Source organism: Archangium sp., from assembly GCF_036277355.1.
In the GTDB taxonomy this organism is placed as follows: domain Bacteria; phylum Myxococcota; class Myxococcia; order Myxococcales; family Myxococcaceae; genus Archangium.
This window is the reverse complement of sequence record NZ_DASUNC010000005.1, coordinates 63,517-82,730: the sequence shown is the minus strand read 5'-3', so window position 1 is coordinate 82,730 and position 19,214 is coordinate 63,517. Positions and strand designations below refer to the sequence as shown.

Sequence of the window (19,214 nt, the reverse complement as noted above, 5' to 3'; positions counted from 1 at the left end):
GGACACTGTATGCGTAGGCATCCGCGCGCACCGGGAGGCATCCTCCTGGCCCTGCTCCTGCTGTCCACCGCCGCGCTCGCTCAATCCAGAGCCGTTCCCCAGTCCGTGGGCCCCGCTCCCGGAGCCCCGCTGGGCGTGGCTCCCGTGCCCCTGTCCACCGCCGTGCCCGGCGCCGGGCTGCTCCCCACCCAGGACACCACGAGCGCCTTCGCCCTGTGGTGGGGGCAGATCCGCGGCAACCTCCCCGGGCGCATCCGCGCCGCCTGCATCCCCTCCCCCCAGTCCGTCCCCGAGATCGCCTCCTGGTGCCAGCGCTACCAGGGCCCCTCCGCGTCGGAGTTCGATCTGGAGGCGCTGCTCGACTCGGACGCGCTGGTGCTCGCCGCGTACTTCAGTGAGCGCAGGCCCCTCTTCCAGGCGCTCGACGAGCTGGACCTGGCACTGGAGGCCGTGCGGCGCTCGAAGACCGCTCCCCGGGAGCAACAGGAGGCGGCGCTCACCACGTCGGAGATATTGGACGCGGCCCGGGGCCACACCTCCCTGAACGCGGGCGTGGAGACCGCCACCAGCCTGCCGGGCCTGCTGCCGGGGATCGATCTGAACGCGTTCCTGGATCAGGTCTTCACCGGGCTGGCGGGAGCCCTCCAGGAGCGGGCCGAGGCCGAGGCCGTGTTGTACGTGCTCGTCGAGTTCGACGAGCGCATCTGCAAGCAGGAGGTGAAGGATCAGTGGGGCCAGCGGCAGGGGCACATCCGTGACTGGCTGCCCGCCACCTGCACCGCGGCGCACAACAACGCGTTCGCCTCCACGCTCGGGGCTGGCGGGGCGGCCTCGCTCGCACTGCTGCGCAAGACGGTGGAGCAGGATCTCCGCTCCATCCCCTCGCACCTGGTCTTCGAGGTGGTGGCCCAGGCGGATGGGCGCCGCTATGAGCGGGCCGCGCTGCCCGTACGGGAGATGGTGGACTCGATGGTGAGCGGCGTGCACCCGGTGCGCGCGCTGGACACGCTGTCGCGCCGGCTCGAGACGCTCCCCCTGGAGCCGGGCCTTCCCCCCGACGTCTCGCGGCTCTACACGCAGATGGCGTGCGTGAGTGGCATGCCCGCCTCCTTCACGCGCTACACCGCGCTGGTGGATGACGCCAACCGGGGCCTCGTTCCGCAGATGGACGCGAACGCCCGGGGCCTGGCCGTGTTGCTGCTCTCGCTGCAGAAGGAGAGCTGCGGCTGGGTGTACGCGCCGGCCGGGAAGCAGTCGCGGTTGAAGATCTGGGCCGCGATCGCCCCTCCCCTCTCCGAATCGGCCGAGGGCGTCTTCACCGTGGCGGCGGACCTGCAGCGGCTGGTGGAGCAGGCCGGGCAACTCTCCGCGGGCGCCCAGAACGGAGGCCCCGAGCGCATCGCCGAGGCCACCCGGTTGCTGGCCCAGCAGGGAGTGTCGGCGCTCGATGCCGCGCATGTGGCGCTGGACGGGCTGCTGCACCTCAACCGGCTGATGGGGGCGTGGCTGGAGTCCTCCGGTGCCGGTGCCGCGGAGCAGGTGGCTCAGAACCAGAAGGCCCTGCTCGAGGCCCGGGGCTTCCTGTCCTCGTCCCGCGACGTGCTGCGCATGGTGGTGGCGGCGATCGCGAGGGATCTCTCCACCGTGTACCAGCTGCTGCTCGAGCACCAGGCGATCTCCAGCCGGACGGCTCGGTACGACGACGGCGTGGCGAAGCGGTGCGTGCAGGAGGAGGCGTGGAAGGCCCCCTCGGCGGCGGAACCGGAGGCGCGTACGTCCGAGTGGCGCTGCGAGCGCCGGCCGTGCATCTGCCTGCCGGAGGGCTTCGCCCGGTACGGCGGCCTGTTGGTGTCGCTCGCCGACGCGAAGGATGCCCAGGAGGTGAAGGCCGTGGTGCTCGCCTCGGCCTCGCCGGTGGGCAGCTGGCGCTGGCGGAGCGATCCGGACGTGCACCGCTTCGTCTCGCTGGGCGGCCTGGTGGGGCTGGGGGGCTCCTACTCGCTCTCCGGACCCCGCGCGAACCGCGTCACGCCCCGGCTGCTGGTGCCCGTCGGCCTCGACTACCAGCTCGGCGGCGCCGGGCTCACCTGGAGCGCGTTCTTCCAGGTGATCGATCTGGCCGGCTACACCCAGTTCGTCGGCGTGGAGGAGCGCAAGGCGCCCCGTGTGATGGAGGCCGTCAGCCCCGGCCTGTGGCTCAAGGGGATGATTCCCAGGACGCCGGTCTCGCTCTCGTTGGGCGCCGCGTATGACCTCGACGCGGGCGGCGTGACCCCGGCTCCGTCCTGGCGCTTCAGCGCGGGCGTCTCGATCGATACGCCCCTGTTCCTCCTGTACCGGAACTGAGCCCGCCCGGGGCCCCCTCCCCTGCCCCGGCCGCGCCCCGGCGGGGCCTCATTCCACCCGGGTAGTATCCAATGAGCTGGATATCACCCGGGTAAAATCCATTGATGCCGGATTTACCCGGGGTAATATTCGACGTCATGGATTTCACCCCGTGGGATTGGTTTCTACCCGGGTGGTATTGGGGCTTCGGAAAGGAGCCGGGTATGGGCGAGGAAAAGCAGAGGAATTACACGGGCTTCGCGGGACATCGGCTCATCGCGTCGGGAGAGCTGATGGAGGTCGCCCTGAAGGCCAAGGAGCGGCTCGACCGGGGAGACAGCGCGTCGATCCTGATCTTCGAGGACGAGACGGGCACGCCGGTGGACCTGGACTTCCGGGGGACGCTGTACGAGTTCCTGGACAAGCTGGAGAAGAAGCGGGCCCGGCGGGCCGAGGCCGAGACGGCCGTGGAGGAGACCCGGCGATCCGGTCCGGGCCGGCCGAAGCTGGGAGTCGTCTCGCGGGAGGTGTCGCTCCTGCCCCGCCACTGGGAGTGGCTCAACTCGCAGCCGGGCGGGGCCTCGGTGACGCTGCGCAAGCTCGTCGAGGAGGCGAAGCGCAACAGCGCGGGCGCGGATCGGGCCCGGCGCTCCCAGGAAGCCGCCTACAAGTTCATGAGCATCATGGCGGGAGACTTCCCCGGCTTCGAGGAGTCCTCGCGGGCCTTCTTCGCGAACGACCCCGAGCGCTTCGAGCAGCTCATCCAGCCCTGGCCGGAGGATGTCCGCGAGCATGTCCGGCGATTGGTGGCGATCGCCCGGAGGGATCTGGAGAATGCCGCCCGTGAAGATCGCCATTCTCGATGACTACCAGCGCGTCGCGCGGGGGCTCGCCGATTGGAGCCGTCTGCTGGCCGTGCTGCGCGAGCAGCGGATCGCCGGGGCCGGGCTGGACGTGTTCCCCGTCGAGCCCCTGCCAGCCGGCCATCCCCTGCTGACGCTGCCCAACGTCGTGCTGACGCCGCACCTGGGTTACGTGACGCGGGAAAATTACGCCGTCTTCTACCGCGATGCGTTGGAGGACATCCTCGCCTGGAAGGCCGGCGCGCCGGTGAGGTTGCTCACCTGACCTGCCAGGCCGGGTCCTCCTTGGCTGGCGGACCCTTGTTGCTCCTATGATCTCCTCCGGTCGCCACGACACCGAGGAGCATGATGGACAGCCAGCCTGGCGTTGCAGACCCCGTGTCGGACTCGGAGCGGGCCCAACGTGCCATCCAGGGGCTCGCGGGGATGGGGGCGGCCGTCATCAACCTCTCGTTGATCATCGCGCACTGGGGCCAGTGGAACGCGGTCCTCTCCGTCGTGGGGGTGGCCGCGGCGCTCATCCCGCTCAACACCCTGTTCCTCGAATGGCTCGCCCGGAAGACCAGCCGCGCCGGGGTGGAAGCCATGCGGATGGCGATCAACATGGTCTGCATCTGCCTCTTGGGCATCCAGACCCGCTGGTCCGTGCTGGTCTGGGTCTTCGTGCCCTACAACATGCTCTGGTACTTCGGGCTCGACCGGTGGGTCCGTCCCCGGATGGCCCTCTACCTCGTGGTGATCAACGCAGTGGCCCTGTCCACCGGCGCCGAGCCCGCCACGGCCGCGGCCTTCTCCCTGATCGGCATCTTCGGCTACCTGGGGACCGAGAAGCGCGGAGAGCTGCTGGTGCAGAAGCACGGGCTGTTGGAGCAGGCCCACCAGGAGTTGCAGCAGTTGCACCAGCGAGCGCTCGAGCAGGAGCGGCTCTCCAGCCTGGGGTTGATGGCGGCGAGCGTGGCGCATGAGATCAACAACCCCATGAGCTACGTGACGAGCAACGTGGACTCGCTGCTCCAGGACCTGAAGGACGAGCCGAACCTGTCCGCGCCGCTCAAGGAGTACGTGGACGACGTGCTGCCGGCGACGCTGGATGGAATCAAACGGGTGAACTCCATCGTCTCGGATCTGCGCCGCTTCTCGCGCGGGGATTACGAGGGCTACGTCTCCTACGACTTCACCGCCGAGGTGCGGACGGCGCTGCGCATCGCGCGCATCCAACTGGGCCACGTGCGGGTGGAGGAGGTGCTGGAGGACGTGGGGCCGGTGGTGGGCCGTCCGCGGCAGATCGTGCAGGTGCTGGTGAACCTGCTGGTCAACGCGGGGCAGGCCACTCCCTCCGGCGGCGTGGTGCGCCTGGTCACCCGGCGAGAGGGCGCGCAGGTGCGCGTGGAGGTGCGTGACACCGGCTCGGGCATGTCCGAGGAGACGAAGCGGCACCTCTTCGAGCCGTTCTTCACCACCAAGCCCGCGGGGCTGGGCACGGGGCTGGGGCTGTCCGTGTCGTACGGCATCATCCGGGCCCACGGCGGCCGCATCGAGGTGGAGAGCGAGCTGGGCAAGGGCACGTGCTTCACCATCGATCTGCCGAAGGTGCCGACGCTGCCTCCGGAGACGAGCTCGAGCGGAAACCTGCGCGCGGCGGGCCGCTGACCGGGCGACAGAAGCCTGTTCGCCAGGAGGCACTCGGGGGGCCGGGGCACCGGTGGGGGTAGCTGACTCCCCTGCCCCGCGCCAGCTTGTCCCGCGAGACAGATTGGGGCACGTGTATCCGCGGGAGGATGAACCATGAAACGAGTGCTGATCGCCACGGTCCTGGCCGCGACGCTGCTGGGGACGGGCTGTGTGAACCGGCGGCAGGCGGCGGGCGTGTACGTGGACGAGCCGATGGTGGAGCTCGGCGTCTTCACCCACGTGGGCAAGGAGGGAAAGGCCTGGGTGTTCAACCCGATGGCCCCCTGGGAGAAGAAGGTGCGCGTCTGGGTGACGCCCGGCACGAGCGTGGTGGAGAACGGCATCCAGACCGAGCTGAGCGCGGTCAAGGCGGGCCGCAAGGTCCGCCTCGTCTACGAGCTCCGGCGCGATGGCACCGGCGTGGCCGAGCGCATCGACATCATCAGCAAGGTGACGGGCGAGGAGCCGCCCGACACCGATACCTGAGCCTTCTCGGGTGCGCCTCGAAGGTGCGCCTCGAGAGGGGGCCGCCGTTTCGCTGGACCCGGAATCCGAATTTCGTTAAACATGTTCATTGAACGTGTCCAACGAAACGAAATCCAGGAAGCAGCCGGGCGTCCGGGCGGCCCAGAAGGAGGCCACCGGCAAGGCCGTGCTGGAGGCGGCGCGCGAGGAGTTCGAGCGCGTGGGCTTCGAGGCGGCGAACCTGCGGGCCATCGCGGCGCGGGCCGGGGTGTCCGCCGGGACGGTGCTCCACCACTCCGGTGACAAGCGGGAGCTGCTCCACGCCGCCCTCTTCGATGACCTCGAGGAGACGCTGCGGCACGCACTGGAGGGGCTCGGCCCGGGACCGCTGGAGACGCAGCTGTCCAGGCTGACGCGCACCGTGTTCGGGTACTACCAGCGGCGTCCGAAGCTCTCGCGCACCCTGCTCAAGGAGTCGCTCTTCGCGGACGAGCCGTGGGCCGGGAAGTTCACCGCCCAGGTGGGCGGGGTGCATGGGGCGATCGCGCGGCTGGTCGAGGAGGCGAGCGCGCGGGGCGAGCTCCGGCCCGGCGTGGATGGCGCGCTGTTCGGCGCGGCGTACTTCTCGTTCTTCTACTTCGCCCTCATCTCGTGGGTGCAGGGCGCGCACCCCGCCCCGGTCGCCATGGTGGAGCGCCTGATCGACCAGCACCTCGAGGGCCTTCGTCCCACCCGCCCATCACCCCGGAGGAAAGAGCGATGATGAAGTCCGCGTTCAGAGGCGAGCAGGCCAAGGCCGTTCTCTCCCAGTGGTTCGATCGCTTCCGTCACCGGCTGAAGGTGCCGACGGAGAGCCGGACGGTGAAGACCCGCGTCGGTGACACGCACGTGCTCGTCGGCGGTCCCGAGGGTGCTCCGAGCCTGGTGCTGCTCCACGGGGCGCTCGCGAGCTCGGCGCACGTGCTCAGCGAGCTGGCCCCGCTGCTCGAGCGCTTCCGCGTCTACGCGGTGGACATCGTCGGGCAGTCGGTGAAGAGCGCGGATGCGCGGCCCTCGGTGAGCAACAACGAGTACGGCGAGTGGTTGACGGATGTGCTCGATGGGTTGTCGCTCGAGCGCACGCACGTGGTGGGCGTGAGCTGGGGCGGCTTCGTGGCCATCCGGCTCGCGGCGTACGCGCCCGAGCGCATCCAGCGGCTGGCCCTGCTCGTTCCCGCGGGCGTGGTGAATGGCTCGCACTGGGATGGGTTCACCAAGGTGGGCCTCCCGATGATGCTGTACCGGATGTCCCCGTCGAAACGGCGCCTGGAGGCGTTCGTCCGGCACCTGCTCACGACCACGGATGACGACTGGGTGCCCTACCTGGGCGATGCCCTCCGCTCGTTCAACATGGACATGCGGGTGCCCGCGCTCGCGAAGCCGGAGGAGCTCGCGCGGTTGAAGGCGCCCACGCTCGTGCTCGGCGCGGACCTGGACGTGAGCTTCCCGGGACAGCGGCTCCTCGCCCGCGCGCCGGAGTTGTTCTCGACGCTCGCCGACACGGAACTCATCAAGGATTGCCGGCACTGCCCGCCGACGACGGATGCCTTCCGGCACTGGCTGTCCGAGCGCATCAGCGGCTTCCTGCTCGCCTCAGGTGCGTCCCATCAGCAAGGGCCCGAGCGCATGCGCCAGCAGCCCGGCCACGGGGGGAAGCACCAGTGACGCCAGCAGCCGCAGTCCCGTCAACCTGCCGCCATACATGGCGACCTCCATCGGCAGGCGGATGAAGGACAGCATGGACAGCGAGGTCAGGTAGGTGACGACCACGCCGAGCCCCGCGCCGGAGCGCACCAGCGTCGCGGCCAGGGGCATGCCGATGGGTCCTCCCCCCGGGGTGAGCGCGCCCGCTACCCACGCCACCCCGATTCCCCTCCACCCCGCCTCGTCGGACAGCCAGTGCGCCACCAGCTCGCGGGGCAGCAGCACCTGCACGAAGCCGGTGAGCACGAAGACCACCACCAGCAGCGGCAGCAGGGTCACGCTCTCCTGCCCTCCCCGCTTCAGCCCCTCGTACACCAGCGGCCAGCCTCCTCTCCAGGCCGCCAGCCCCACCACCCCCACCAGCATCATCCCGATGACCAGCAGCGCGCCCTTCATGCCGCACCTCCGTCCAGCACCTCTACGAAGCCCCGCGTGCCATCCACGCGAATGCGCTGGCCGGTGCGGATGCGCTGTGTGGCGCCCGCCACGCTGACCACGGCGGGAATGCCATACTCGCGGGCCACGACCGAGCCGTGCGTCATGAGCCCTCCCACTTCCGTCACCAGCCCCGCCGCGTGGACGAACAGCGGCGTCCAGCCCGGATCCGTATGCGGGGCCACGAGGATCTCCCCGGCGTGGAGCACCTCGCGCGCCGGATCGAGCACCACCCGCGCCAGTCCCTCCACCACCCCGGCCGAGGCCGCCGTCCCGGACAAGGCGCCCGGGGGCAGATCCGCGCGGACCGCCAGCGCGGGAATCTCCCCATCGCTCGCCATCACGAAGGGCGGTGAGCGTTTCGCATCGCGCCGCAGGGCCTCCCTCCGCGCTCCAGCCAGCAAGCGCAGATCCGGCGTCTGGGTAGCCTCGAGCGCCGCGATCAACTCCTCGAAGCGGAACAGGTACACATCCTCCGCCGCGCCGAGCGCCCCGCGTTGGACCAGGAGCGCCCCGGCCTCGCGCACCGTGTCGCGCACGAGCTCCAGCACGCGGACGAGCAGGTACTTGGGGTGCTCGCGCAGCCCCATGCCCGTGCGGGTCACCCTCACCCACCGGCGCGCCAGCCTCGAGCGCAGCCATCCGGTCAGCCCGCCGCGCGAGGCGGCGATCACGCGCTCACCCGCCGCATCCGCCCTGGCGGCCAGTGCCGCATGGTGGGCCCGGTGCTCGCCCGGGGCGCGGTTCGCGGAGGCCGGCCCGAGCCCTCCGACGATGGCCGCGATGAGCGGCGCGGGCGCGTCCTTGTAGCGGGGCCGGGACAGATCCACCTCGCCGGGCCCCCGCATGCCATAGCGCTCGAGGAAGGCCCGCCACGCATCGAGGAACGCGGGCCCCCCTTCCACGTCGCGCGCCGCGGCCAGGGCCTCGGTGGCGGGACGGCTTCGCAGCAGCTCGGCCAGGGCCGGATACGGACGGACCCGATCCGTCAGATCGCCCACGGCCAGATCCATCTCGGTGGTGATGTTGCCGGGCAGGCCCCGCTCCAGCGCGGACAGGTCCTCCGCCGTGCCGCCGATCAGACCCCACTGGTTCAGCCGGTGGAGGAGCCGGTTCCCGAGGATCCCCACGGCGATGTTCGGGGCCACGACGAGGATGACCTCGGAGAAGAGCTCCGAGAGTGCACGCCGTGCCTCGCGCAGCCGCGCCGCGCCCGGGGCCGCCGCCGCGAGCCGGGTGCGCACTCCGGCGACCCGCGACTCGATGAAGGACTCCACCCCGGGCTGGAGCCGGGCGGGATCCACGGCGAACAACCGGGCCAGCACCCGGGCCAGGATGGGCACGGCGAAGCGTCCCACGGACCTCAGCGAGGCCCTGTCACCATTCACGCCGCGCTGGAAGGCCGGCCGGCCCGCCAACGTCTCCAGGCCCTGGCCCACGTTCTCGTAGACGTGACCGAGAATGCCCACGAACACGCGCCGCAGGATGGGATGGCGCAACAGGGGCGTGATGTCCAGGAAGAGCCGGCTGCCCGCGACGGTGGCGATCCGTGCCTCGCCGGGTGCGTCCCCAGGGCCCGGCGCCCCCCTGTCGAACGGAAGCAGCAACCGCCACACCTGCAGGGCGAGCGGCGGCATCGCGTCCGTCATCATCTGCACGTGGCCGAAGCTGGCGTAGGCGTGCAGGCCCTCGTCGCGGGGCGCGGGATCGGGCAACGGGTACAGGCTCGTGATGGGCCGCGCCTGCACCACGTAGAGCCGCCCGCCCTCGATGCACCACTCGATGTCCTGCGGCTTGCCGTAGTGCGCTTCGATCCGCGCGCCCATCGCGACCAGTTCCCGCAGGGCCGCGTCGTCGAGCGCCCGGGCCTGACGGACGTTGTCGGGCAGCCGCTCCTCCCAGGTGCCGCCCTCGGGCCTGGGGCGGATGGCCAGGGCCTTGTCTCCCACCCGGACCTCCAGCAGCGCGCCCGTGGCCTTGTCCACCTTGTACAGGTCGGCGTTGATGAGCCCGCTGACCAGCGCCTCGCCCAGGCCGAAACCCGCGTCGATGGACACCGTCTGCCGCCGCCCGGTGATGGGATCCGCGGTGAACAGGATGCCGGACACCTCGGGCAACACCATGCGCTGCACCACCACGCTCAGCTTCACCGCCCGGTGGCCAAAGCCGCTCCGGGCCCGGTACAGCACCGCGCGATCGGTGAACAGCGACACCCAGCACCGCCGGACCGCGTCGAGCAGCGCCTCGGCCCCCCGGATGTTGAGATAGGTGTCCTGCTGGCCCGCGAAGCTGGCGTCCGGCAGATCCTCCGCCGTGGCGCTGGAGCGCACCGCCCACGAGGCCCCGGTGTCCAGCGCCCGCCAGGCATCGAGCACGGCGTCCGCCACGGCCGGGGGAACGGGCGCGCGGCCGAGCGCGTCGCGCGTGGCTCCGGCGGCGCGGCGGGCCCCCTCCACGTCCTGCCCATCCAGTGCCTCCAGCTCCGTGTACAGCGCCTGGAGCTCCCCGCAGCCGGCCAGGAACGCATCGAAGGCGGCCGTCGTGACACAGAAGCCGGGCGGCACCGGGAAGCCGGCGCGAGCCATCTCGCCCAGGTTGGCCCCCTTCCCTCCCACGCGGGGCAGATCCGCCGCGGAGATGTGCTCGAAGGGGAGGATCAGCGGTTGCGTCCCCACGGGCTGGGAAGCGGACAGGGGCACGGATTCAGCTGCGCTCATGGAGTTCTCCGAGCAGTGGATGCGAGACCATCAAGGAACACGTGGGTGATGAAACGGGCCGTCTCTTCCGGCTCCGGCGGGGGTCCGCCTTCCAGCACCGGGCTGATGACGAAGGCGAAGATCATCCCGGCGAAGGCCTGGGCCATGCGCTGGGGCTCGTGCGGTTCGAGCGCACCGCTGGCCGAGTAGGACTCCAGCAACCCGGTGAGGATCGTCCGGGCGCGCATCGGGGGCGTGTTGAGGAACTCGGCCCAGGGCCCACCACGCATCCGCTCCAGCATCGCCAGCTTGAGCAGATCGAGATCCTCCGTCGCGTAGCGGATGACGGTCGCGGCGACGCGCTCCAGGTCGGCCCGCAGATCTCCCGTGGGATGGAGCGCCACCTCCCGCATCGCGCGGCGCGGGCCGATGTGCCCGGCGAACGAGCTGATGAGGCCCTTCTTGTCTCCGAACTGGCGATAGACCGTCGCGGGGCCCACGCCAGCCTCGCGGGCGACGTCCTCGAGCGTGGCCGCCTCGAAGCCGGCCCGGGAGAACACCACGCGGCACGCCGCGAGGATCCGCTCGCGTACATCCGCCCGATGCCCCACCTCCACCCCCTGCTCCGAGAGCGCGGCGAGCACCGCCTCCCGGCTCCCCGCCTGCCGGTACAGCGTGGCGCGCGACAGCCCGGACTCGCGGGCCAGGTCATCCATGGTGAACCCGTCCGGCCCATGCAGGGCAACCAGGCGGGCAGCGGCGTCGGCGATGTTCTCGGGCAGGGACATGGGTTCGTTGAGTCAGTGCGAGAGATAGATATCTCTCTCGTCTCATCTCTGTCAAGACGGAGTGAGAGACAGTCCTCTCGTGACGTATCACCCTGTCGGAACAGCCCTTTACAGAGGGGGGTTGACGCCATACCCAATGGTGCAGGAGGCGTACGACACGCATCCAGCCATCCGCGCCACCTGTGACAAGCACCTCAGCGCGCATGCCTCGATGCTGGCGCGGGACATCGCCGAGGCGAAGGCGCGCTACGTGCCGGACGCGCCGTGGACGCCCGAGAGCCTCGGGCTGTTCATGCAGACGGTCATCCAGGGCGCGTTCATTCTCGCCAAGGCGAAGCAGGGCCCCGAGGTGGCGGCCGAGTCCCTGCGTCACCTGCGCCGGTATCTCGAAACGCAGTTCACCCCCAGCCGCGAAGGAGCATGACCATGGCAGCCATCGAGCAGAAGATCACCCCGTTCCTGTGGTTCAACACGGAGGCGGAGGAGGCGGCGAGCCTCTACGTTTCGCTCTTCAAGGACTCGAAGATCCTGACCGTGTCGCGCTATGGCGACGCGGGGCCGGGCCCCAAGGGGTCGGCCATGGTGGTGGAGTTCCAGCTGGCGGGTCAGCGGTTCCAGGCGTTGAACGGGGGCCCGATCTTCAAGTTCACCGAGGCCCTCTCCCTGATGGTGCACTGTGACTCGCAGGAAGAGGTGGACACGCTCTGGTCCAAGCTGACCGCGAACGGCGGACAGGAGAGCCAGTGCGGCTGGCTCAAGGACAAGTACGGCCTGTCCTGGCAGATCGTCCCGAAACGCTTCATGGAGCTGATGCAGGACAAGGATCCGCAGCGCACGCAGCGCGTGATGCAGGCCATGCTCAAGATGAAGAAGTTCGACATCGCCCGGCTCGAGCAGGCGTACGCGCAGGCGTAGACAGCTTGCAGTCCACGGGGCGCTCGATGCCGCCACTGCCGGCCGGCCACGCCCTCATTCCCCCAGATCTCCTCGGGCGTGGCGGGAGGATTTGGGAAGTGCTCGCGGGAGACTTCTTCGAGCAGGAGGCTCATGGGCGAGGGCATCGTCTCATTCGTTCAGCCAGTAGGCCTGGCCATCACGCAGGGCCCGCTCCAAGAAGTCCGAGAAGGAGCTGGCGATCTGGTCACAATACTTCGGGTCCGGCCACGCCTCGTGCCAGCCGTCGATGACGGGGTAGCGACCATTCTCCTGCTGGGCAACATCCACCAGCAGGTAGTTGCCATCTTGCACGTCGCAGATGGCCCACATCGAGGCAGGGCCGTGCGCGTCGTCATCGTTCTTCTTCCCGAAGATGGCGACCCTCGCCCGGACGATCTTCGACAGGGGAAGAATGCGATAGGGGGAATCCGGCAACCGTCTGATCAGCTCCGCCCCGTTGCAGTGCAGGTAGAAGGCCCGGAGGTCAGGGTCCAACCGCCAGCCCACCCGCTGCTCGAACTCTTCGATCTCCTCGGGTGTGGCGGGGGGATGGGGGAAGTGCGAACGGGAGACCTCTTCGAGCAATCTGTTCAGGGGCGTGGCCATCGTCAGTTGTCTGTGTAGGGCAGGTCGGGTCCCGCTGTATTCCAGGGCGACTGGCCCTCGTAACACATGGGGTACTGCTCGTTGAAAATCTCATGAACATCTGGCTCGGCGGGAATGATGTTGTTGGGGTCCACCGGATTCCCCCCGTGCTTGAGATCCCAGATGTGGTGCCCTGGCCAGGAGACGTCACCGTTCTCCGGCCACGTTCCGAACTTCTCGCTCCAACCCCGCCGGAAGGACTCCCTCTTCCCCTCCCACTTCTTGCGAGCGGCGCGCGTGTCCTCCTTCGACAGTTCGTTGTAGTTGCAGCAGCAGTGATAGATGCCGTAGCGGCTCCCGGCCTTCACAGGCACAGGCAAGACGACGAGGCTTCCCTCCCAGTCGAACTTGAGATCGGCCAACCACATGCAGCCCTTGAGCTTGTAGCCCGCGCCGCACTCCGTCTGGCACTGGTTCATGAACTCCCGGCGGCACTGCCAGGGGCCGTAGAAGAGGGTCGTCTTCATGCGCCCGCCCGGCACCTCCAACCAGGGCAGTTCCTTCTTCACGGCGGGCCTGGCCCCTGGTGAGGGCGAAGGGCCAGAGCCCCCCGTTCCTGGGCCATCCGCTCCCCAGGTCGTCGCGCATCCAGCGAGGCACACCAACAGCACCACCGCTCCGGCCAGCTTCATGGGAATTCCCCGTGGTGATGGCCACACCCCGATGGGTAGCCGATCCAAGGGAGTACCCAATGGGGCTGACAACTCCTGGGGTTCACCGTTCTCGGCGGCATCATCCCAGGGGGCCTGACCGGCGCCGCCTACGTTGGTGCCCGCTACACCCGTCTCCCTTCTCCGATGCCTCGGGTGGTGACTACCGTCACCAGGTGATGGCTGCAGTCACCAGACCAAGCCAGCTCCAGCACGAGCTAATCCCTTGAAAACTGGATGGTCCCCAGCGGCCCGGTCCTTCCGGGTCTGGCACGCCGGACGCAATGGCTCCCCGGCATGGCGAAGAAAAGGCTGGGAGAGCTGCTTCGGGATGACGGGCTCGTGGACGAGCTGCAGCTGCGCGCGGCGCTGGGCTTCCATAACAAGTGGGGCGTGCCGCTCGGGCAGGTGGTGGTGGACATGGGCTTCTGCTCCGCGCAGCAGGTGCTCGAGACGCTCGCCCGGCAGCTCCTCCTTCCCTCCGTGGACCTGGACGCGGAGGTGTTGGATCCCCGGCTCGCCGACGTGCTTCCGGCCCGGGTGGCGGAGGAGTGCCGCGTCGTCCCGCTGCGGCTGGAGGGGCACCGCGACTCGGTGCTGGTGGTGGCCACCACGGCCCCGGCGGACCCGCCCGCCCTGGACGAGGTGGCGCGCGTGAGCGGCAAGGCGCGCGTGGTGACCCTGCTGGCCACCGATGCCGCCATCTCCCGGGCCATCGATCGGCTCTACCATCCCCACCTGCTCGACGCGCGGCGCCCCGTGGAGCCCATTCCCCTCCCCGAGGCGGATGAGCACCTCCCCCTGGTGACCAATCGCGCCGAGTGCCTGATGATGGGGCTCGTGCAGGGCGGTGCCTCGGCGACCCTCACCCAGCGGAGCGCGAGCGGCCTGCCAGTGCTGGTGCCACTGACGGATGAGCTTCCGGCCCGCGCGCGCCCCACCCGGCCGGAGATTCCTCGGGTGGAGGTGGCGGGGCAGCTGGCGGTGGAGCCCGAGCCGCGGGTCTGGGTGTACGGCTGGGGCGTCCAGGCCACGCAGGGCCTGCTGAAGCTGCTGGAGGACGCGGGCTTCCGGGCCCGGGTGGCGCGCACGCAGGACGTCCGGGCCGCGAGCCCGCACACGGTGGTCCTGGCGCCGGTGCAATCCGTGGAGGGCGTGAAGCGGCGGGGCCTTCAGGCTCGGCTGCTGCTGGCGGGCCGGGCGCGAGAGGAGGCGCAGGCGTGGGCCCTGGGGGCACAGGGCTTCCTGCCCGGTCCCCTGCGCGCGGACCTGTTGACCCAGGCGGTCCGCGAGCAGCTGAACGCCCGCCCCGCGGCGTGGCGCAGGGCGGGCTGAGCGGCCGTGTCGCCTATCGCGAGGCCTTGTGCGTCGGGCCTTCGTCGATGATGTCGGATTGGACGTCCTGCCGTTCCAGGCTCCGCCAGATGTCCGACTGGGTTCTCGTCACGGTGTTGCCCGGAGCCACCTCGGGCGCCCAGAGCTGACCGTCACCCGTCGTCACCGTATAGCCCGCGCCTCCCGTGGCCTCGCCATTGTAGACGGTGGGGGCGTCCGCGCGGTCCCGCCGGGCGACTTCCGTCTCGTTCAGCAGAGCGTCCAGGGGCAACTCATCGCCCGTGCGATTGCCTGAGACGCTGGCGCAACCCCATAGGCTGAGCACACCGGTGGCAACCAAGGCAGGGAGCTTTTTCATGGGGGAACTCCTTGTAAGGGGTCACCCCAAAAGTGAGCCCGCTGCTGCGGGAGCAACAGGGTGACCGGTAGCGAGGATGAGCCCACTGCCCGCTCCCCTCCTCCGCGAGGGCCTTTGCCCCGCCCTCACCTGCCCGGAATGAAGCTCAACGCAGGCCCGCTCTTCCCTCCACGGCTTCGAAGTGGCTCAGGAGCGCCGCCCCGAGCCGCGGCACCACGGCGCGCGGAATCGCGTGTCCCATTCCCTCGATCGTCACCAGGGTCGAGCCCGGAATATTCTCCGCCAGGTGCCGCGAGTTGGACGCGGGACAGGTGGGATCCTCCGGGGTGGCGATGACGAGCGTGGGCACGGTGACGTGGGCCAGCTCCGCGCCTCGTGCCAGAGCGGAGTAATCGGCCCGCGCGTGAGCCCCGGGATTATCGTGACGGCCCGCGTGCGGATGATGCGCCGCTCGAGCGCACGGAACTCCTCCACCCGCCACTCGAACCGCCGGAGACGGGCGAGTCCCTTCAGTCCCGCATGTAGTGGCAGGTGTAGCCGTTGGGGTTCCTCACCAGGTAGTCCTGGTGATAGGCCTCGGCCGGGGTGAACTCGCCCGCGGGGGTGATGGTGGTGACGACCGGGCGCGGCCACTTGCCCGACTTGTCCACCCGGGCCTTCACCGCCTCGGCCACCCGGCGCTGCTCTTCCGAGACATAGAAGATGGCGGAGCGGTACTGCGTGCCCACGTCATTGCCCTGCCGGTTGAGCGTCGTCGGATCGTGCATGCGGAAGAACCACTTCTCCAGCAGCGTCTCGTACGTCAGCACCTTCGGATTGAAGACGACACGCACGGCCTCCGCGTGCCCCGTCTTCCCCGTGTGCACGTCGCCATAGGTGGGGTGGGAGAAGGTTCCGCCCGTGTAGCCCACCTCCGTCTCCACGACGCCCGGAATCTTGCGCAGCAGATCCTCCATTCCCCAGAAACACCCTCCGGCCAGATAGGCCGTCTCCGTCAGGGCTTCCTTGACGGTGGGGGTGGCGGGGGTGGGCGCCTTGGCCGGCGGAGCACCGAGGGCCTCGGTGAACGCGCTCGACACCACGAGCAGGGCCAGGGCCATGGGCAACAGGCGGAGAGCAACGGGGCGGGTGGATGACATGGTTCGGACTCCAGACGCCCGGAGTGGGCGCTCCTGTCGAGTACGCAGGACCCTCCCTCGAGGTTTCCGCACCGGGAGCGATCCATTTCCCCTGCATTTGTCCAATTCAGGGATAACGGATTTCATTCCCCAGGGGGGAGACCCATGAGGACCCTGGTGACCCCGCGCCCATCTCCGTCAAGGTGAACCGAGGCCTCGGGCGGGCGCGCGGCGGCCCTTGTTCGGGGGGGAACGGGGTGCGAACCTGACCCCTTGCCCACCCGCTTCGGAGACCCACCGTGATTGCTCCTGGACCGACCCTCGAGACCCCGCGCCTCATCCTGCGCCCCACGGCGACGGAGGACCTGGAAGGCTTCGTGTCGCTCATGGCCGATCCGGAGTCCGCGCGCTTCATCGGCGGCGTCCAGCCGCGCTCGATGGTCTGGCGGGGCATGCACACCATGGCGGGCTCGTGGGTGCTGCAGGGCTACGCCATGTTCTCCGTGCTCGAGAAGGCGACGGGCCGCTGGGTGGGACGCGTGGGTCCCTGGCAGCCCGCGGACTGGCCGGGGCCGGAGATCGGCTGGGGCCTGCTGCGCGAGTTCTGGGGGCGCGGTTACGCCACCGAGGCCTCGGCGGCGGCCATGGACTGGGCCTTCGAGCACCTCGGCTGGACGGAGATCATCCACTCCATCGCTCCGGACAACACGGCGTCCCAACAGGTCGCCCAGCGGCTGGGCTCGAGGCTGCTGGGCCCCGGCAAGCTGCCGCCGCCCCACGACACCATTCCGATGGAGCTCTGGGGACAGGATCGCGACACCTGGCGGGCCCGGCGCAAGCGGGCGCCGTGAGCAGTCCGGGAGTCACTTCTCCAGGTTGGCCACGCCGTCGAAGTGCGCGGGCGGGTGCTGCTCGTACTCGCGGCAGCGCGCGAGCAACACGGCCGTGGGGCCGTCCTCGGGATCCTCGGACAGCTGCGCCGCGAGGATGCCGGCCGCCTCCGCGAAGTGCTGCTCCCGGTAGAGCGCGAGCGCCTCGTGGTAGCGCTTGACCGTCCAGCGCTTCTCCGCCGGCAGCTCGCCCTTGAGCGCCAGCAGCTCGTACACCGTCACCGCCTCGGCCTTGCCGGCCACCCGCACCCGGTCCAGCTCGCGCACCTCGATGTGCTCGCGCGCCAGCTCATAGGTGCGCGGGCCGATCATGATCAGCGAGCCATAGGCCTTGTTCGCGCCCTCCAGCCGCGAGGCGAGGTTCATACCGTCGCCCATGGCGGTGTAGTCGAAGAGCTGCTCGCTGCCGAAGTTGCCCACGAAGAGCCGGGCGCTGTTGATGCCGATGCGCGTGTACACGTCCGGCAGGCCCTTCTTGCGGAACTCCTTGCGCAGCCGGGTCACCTCGGCCTGCGCGGCCAGGGCACCCCGGCAGGCACGCACCGCGTGGTCCTCGTGGTTGGCGGGCGCGCCGAAGAGACACACCACCGCGTCGCCGATGTACTTGTCCAGACAGCCGCCCTCCCGCAGCAGCGCCGAGCTCACCCGCGTCAGGTACTGGTTGAGCACGCGCACCAGCTCGCGGGGGTTGTGCTGGAAGGACTCGGAGAAGGAGGAGAAGCCGCGGATGTCGCTGAAGAAGGCGGTGAGCTCGCGCTCCTCGCCGTCCAGCCGGGGGAGCTGGTTCTCCTCGATCATCTGCTCGATGAGGCGGGGCTCCATGTAGCGGCTGAAGGCCTGGCGGATGAAGGCGGCCTCGCGGTTGGCGAAGAGGTGGTTGGAGGCCATGGCGCCCAGGCTGGACAGCAGGCCCGCCGTCACGGGCATCGCTCCGAGCAGGTGCACCCGCCCCAGCGCCAACGAGGCCCCCATGGCCAGGAAGACGAGGGGGACGACGGCCAGCAGCAGCCACGCCAGCTCCAGCGTGGGCGAGCGCACCGTCATCAGCAGCACCGCGGACAGCACGGCCAGGCCGAGCGCGAAGAGCAGGCTCACCCAGAAGGGAGCCTCGGTGATGAAGCGGCCGGAGAAGATGTTCTCCAGCACGGCGAGCCGCGAGCTCATCCCGGGTACGAACGCCGCGAACGGAGTGGACGCGGGTGTGCCGAGCCCCAACGCCGTGGGGCCGATGACCACGATCCGGTCGCGGAACAGGTTCTTGTCGAGCCCCGTCGGCTGGCCCTCCTGGCGCAGGGCCCAGGCGTCCAGCAGCGCCACGACGGGGACGATGCGGAAGCGCTCGTGCAGCGGGCCGCCGAAGTCGAGCGCCGCGCTGCCATCGGGGTTCACCGGAAGCTCGCGCTGGCCCAGCCGCAAGGTCCGGCCGGAGAACACGAGCTCCGTGGCCCCGAAGAAGTCCGCCGCCGCTGCCACGGGAAGCGTGACGTAGGCGTTGGTGCCATCCGTGTACGCGAAGCGGGTGCGCCGCGAGAGCCCATCGGAATCCACTTCCGGCTCCACCAGGCCGAACCCGTTCGCCTCGGCGAGCAGCGGCGTGACGGGAGGGATGAGGTTGTGGGACTGGCGCACGCCCGGCACGGACTCGGACTCCAGGCGCGGCAGCGCGCGTCCATCCGTGCGCACCGGGAAGGCCAGCACCCGGGCCACCGCCGTGGGATCGGCCCCCTCGCCGAAGTCCTGGGCCGCAGGAGGATGAACGGGCTCCACCTTGGGGAGCGGCGCGGCCCTGGGATGGGTGGCCACGCCCAGGTACACGGGCAGCCGGGTGTCCCGCAGCACGCGGGCGAGCTCGAGCTCCGCGCTCCCATCGGTGGAGGGCTCGTCCATCACCCCGTCGAACAGCACGGCCCGGGCACCCTGGTGGGCCAGCTCCTCCATCACCCGGGCCCACAGGAAGTGATTCCACGGATAGGGGCCGAAGTCGCGCGCGTACGTGGGGTTGTTCCGGACGCCATCGAGGGTCGACTGATCGATGGCCACCACGACGATGTCGGGGGACAGGCCGCGGCTCCGGGTGAAGGTGGTGAGCGCGCGATCGGAGAGGGCACGCTCCAGGGCCGGCAGCCCCAGCCCGCCCAGGAGCCAGCACCCCGCCGCCACGGCCGTGGACAGCACCGCCACGCCGAGCATCCGAGGCAGGCGGTTGCGCAGGCGCGGCGGCAGGAACTTCCAGATGTCACTCGCCATTCGTGGATTTCCCCTCGGCCGGCGACTCTACAGAGGACGAGCAAGGGAA

20 protein-coding genes are annotated in these 19,214 nt (G+C 70.0%); 11 read left to right on the top strand and 9 right to left on the bottom strand.

Going from position 1 to position 19,214, the window contains the following annotated elements:
- Positions 1–9: 9 nt before the first annotated feature.
- The 7 genes from VFZ09_RS01065 (at position 10) to VFZ09_RS01035 (ending at position 7,028) form a co-directional block, all read left to right on the top strand.
- Positions 10–2,346 carry a hypothetical protein gene (locus tag VFZ09_RS01065; protein WP_329725552.1) on the top strand — a complete coding sequence of 779 codons (2,337 nt, stop codon included), beginning with the start codon at positions 10–12 and terminating at the stop codon, positions 2,344–2,346.
- Positions 2,347–2,549: 203 nt separating this feature from the next.
- On the top strand, positions 2,550–3,191 hold the full coding sequence (locus VFZ09_RS01060) for a DUF2239 family protein (protein ID WP_329725551.1): 642 nt from the start codon (positions 2,550–2,552) through the stop codon (positions 3,189–3,191).
- A complete protein-coding gene (locus tag VFZ09_RS01055) occupies positions 3,169–3,453 on the top strand; it encodes an NAD(P)-dependent oxidoreductase (RefSeq protein WP_329725550.1) in 285 nt (94 codons plus the stop codon). Before VFZ09_RS01060 ends, VFZ09_RS01055 begins: the two co-directional genes overlap by 23 nt.
- Positions 3,454–3,533: 80 nt before the next feature.
- A complete protein-coding gene (locus VFZ09_RS01050; RefSeq protein WP_329725549.1) occupies positions 3,534–4,838 on the top strand; it encodes a sensor histidine kinase in 1,305 nt (434 codons plus the stop codon).
- Positions 4,839–4,973: 135 nt separating this feature from the next.
- Positions 4,974–5,345 carry a hypothetical protein gene (locus tag VFZ09_RS01045; protein WP_329725548.1) on the top strand — a complete coding sequence of 124 codons (372 nt, stop codon included), beginning with the start codon at positions 4,974–4,976 and terminating at the stop codon, positions 5,343–5,345.
- 94 nt (positions 5,346–5,439) lie between these two features.
- Positions 5,440–6,087, top strand: coding sequence for a TetR/AcrR family transcriptional regulator (locus VFZ09_RS01040; RefSeq protein WP_329725547.1), 648 nt, complete (start codon positions 5,440–5,442; stop codon positions 6,085–6,087).
- Complete coding sequence (locus VFZ09_RS01035) at positions 6,084–7,028, top strand: alpha/beta hydrolase (protein ID WP_329725546.1); 945 nt, start codon at positions 6,084–6,086, stop codon at positions 7,026–7,028. The genes VFZ09_RS01040 and VFZ09_RS01035 overlap by 4 nt, the downstream gene beginning before the upstream one ends.
- On the opposite strand, the gene VFZ09_RS01030 is transcribed toward VFZ09_RS01035, so the two are convergent.
- From VFZ09_RS01030 to VFZ09_RS01020, 3 genes are read right to left on the bottom strand one after another with little or no spacing between them, the layout of a single operon-like run.
- Positions 6,957–7,463 carry a permease gene (locus VFZ09_RS01030; protein WP_329725545.1) on the bottom strand — a complete coding sequence of 169 codons (507 nt, stop codon included), beginning with the start codon at positions 7,461–7,463 and terminating at the stop codon, positions 6,957–6,959. The genes VFZ09_RS01035 and VFZ09_RS01030 overlap by 72 nt on opposite strands.
- Positions 7,460–10,219 carry a phosphoenolpyruvate synthase gene (locus VFZ09_RS01025; RefSeq protein ID WP_329725544.1) on the bottom strand — a complete coding sequence of 920 codons (2,760 nt, stop codon included), beginning with the start codon at positions 10,217–10,219 and terminating at the stop codon, positions 7,460–7,462. The genes VFZ09_RS01030 and VFZ09_RS01025 overlap by 4 nt, the downstream gene beginning before the upstream one ends.
- Positions 10,216–10,986 (bottom strand): TetR/AcrR family transcriptional regulator, encoded by a 771-nt coding sequence (locus tag VFZ09_RS01020; protein ID WP_329725543.1) that lies wholly within the window; start codon positions 10,984–10,986, stop codon positions 10,216–10,218. Before VFZ09_RS01020 ends, VFZ09_RS01025 begins: the two co-directional genes overlap by 4 nt.
- A gap of 121 nt (positions 10,987–11,107) precedes the next feature.
- On the opposite strand from VFZ09_RS01020, the gene VFZ09_RS01015 reads away from it, so the two are divergent.
- Both VFZ09_RS01015 and VFZ09_RS01010 read left to right on the top strand, forming a co-directional pair.
- Complete coding sequence (locus VFZ09_RS01015) at positions 11,108–11,410, top strand: hypothetical protein (RefSeq protein WP_329725542.1); 303 nt, start codon at positions 11,108–11,110, stop codon at positions 11,408–11,410.
- 2 nt (positions 11,411–11,412) lie between these two features.
- A complete protein-coding gene (locus VFZ09_RS01010; RefSeq protein WP_329725541.1) occupies positions 11,413–11,901 on the top strand; it encodes a VOC family protein in 489 nt (162 codons plus the stop codon).
- Between the two features lie 150 nt (positions 11,902–12,051).
- Here the strand turns inward: VFZ09_RS01010 and VFZ09_RS01005 are convergent, their stop codons facing one another.
- Positions 12,052–12,528, bottom strand: coding sequence for an SMI1/KNR4 family protein (locus VFZ09_RS01005; protein ID WP_329725540.1), 477 nt, complete (start codon positions 12,526–12,528; stop codon positions 12,052–12,054).
- A 2-nt stretch (positions 12,529–12,530) separates the two neighbouring features.
- Positions 12,531–13,076, bottom strand: coding sequence for a hypothetical protein (locus VFZ09_RS01000; RefSeq protein ID WP_329725539.1), 546 nt, complete (start codon positions 13,074–13,076; stop codon positions 12,531–12,533).
- Positions 13,077–13,514: 438 nt separating this feature from the next.
- Here VFZ09_RS01000 and VFZ09_RS00995 point away from each other — a divergent pair, with 438 nt between their 5' ends.
- Complete coding sequence (locus tag VFZ09_RS00995) at positions 13,515–14,552, top strand: ATPase (protein ID WP_329725538.1); 1,038 nt, start codon at positions 13,515–13,517, stop codon at positions 14,550–14,552.
- Between the two features lie 13 nt (positions 14,553–14,565).
- On the opposite strand, the gene VFZ09_RS00990 is transcribed toward VFZ09_RS00995, so the two are convergent.
- The 3 genes from VFZ09_RS00990 to msrA all read right to left on the bottom strand — a co-directional run bounded on the left by VFZ09_RS00990 (position 14,566) and on the right by msrA (position 16,049).
- Complete coding sequence (locus tag VFZ09_RS00990) at positions 14,566–14,910, bottom strand: hypothetical protein (RefSeq protein WP_329725537.1); 345 nt, start codon at positions 14,908–14,910, stop codon at positions 14,566–14,568.
- 145 nt (positions 14,911–15,055) lie between these two features.
- Positions 15,056–15,259, bottom strand: a complete 204-nt coding sequence (locus tag VFZ09_RS00985; protein ID WP_329725536.1) for an alpha/beta fold hydrolase — start codon at positions 15,257–15,259, stop codon at positions 15,056–15,058.
- A gap of 160 nt (positions 15,260–15,419) precedes the next feature.
- The gene (gene msrA / locus VFZ09_RS00980; RefSeq protein WP_329725535.1) at positions 15,420–16,049 is read right to left on the bottom strand and encodes a peptide-methionine (S)-S-oxide reductase MsrA; all 630 of its coding nucleotides are present in this window, start codon (positions 16,047–16,049) and stop codon (positions 15,420–15,422) included.
- A gap of 278 nt (positions 16,050–16,327) precedes the next feature.
- On the opposite strand from msrA, the gene VFZ09_RS00975 reads away from it, so the two are divergent.
- Positions 16,328–16,879: a GNAT family N-acetyltransferase gene (locus VFZ09_RS00975; protein WP_329725534.1), complete on the top strand. Its 552-nt coding sequence runs from the start codon at positions 16,328–16,330 to the stop codon at positions 16,877–16,879.
- A gap of 12 nt (positions 16,880–16,891) precedes the next feature.
- On the opposite strand, the gene VFZ09_RS00970 is transcribed toward VFZ09_RS00975, so the two are convergent.
- Positions 16,892–19,165, bottom strand: coding sequence for an adenylate/guanylate cyclase domain-containing protein (locus VFZ09_RS00970; RefSeq protein WP_329725533.1), 2,274 nt, complete (start codon positions 19,163–19,165; stop codon positions 16,892–16,894).
- Positions 19,166–19,214 lie beyond the last annotated feature (49 nt).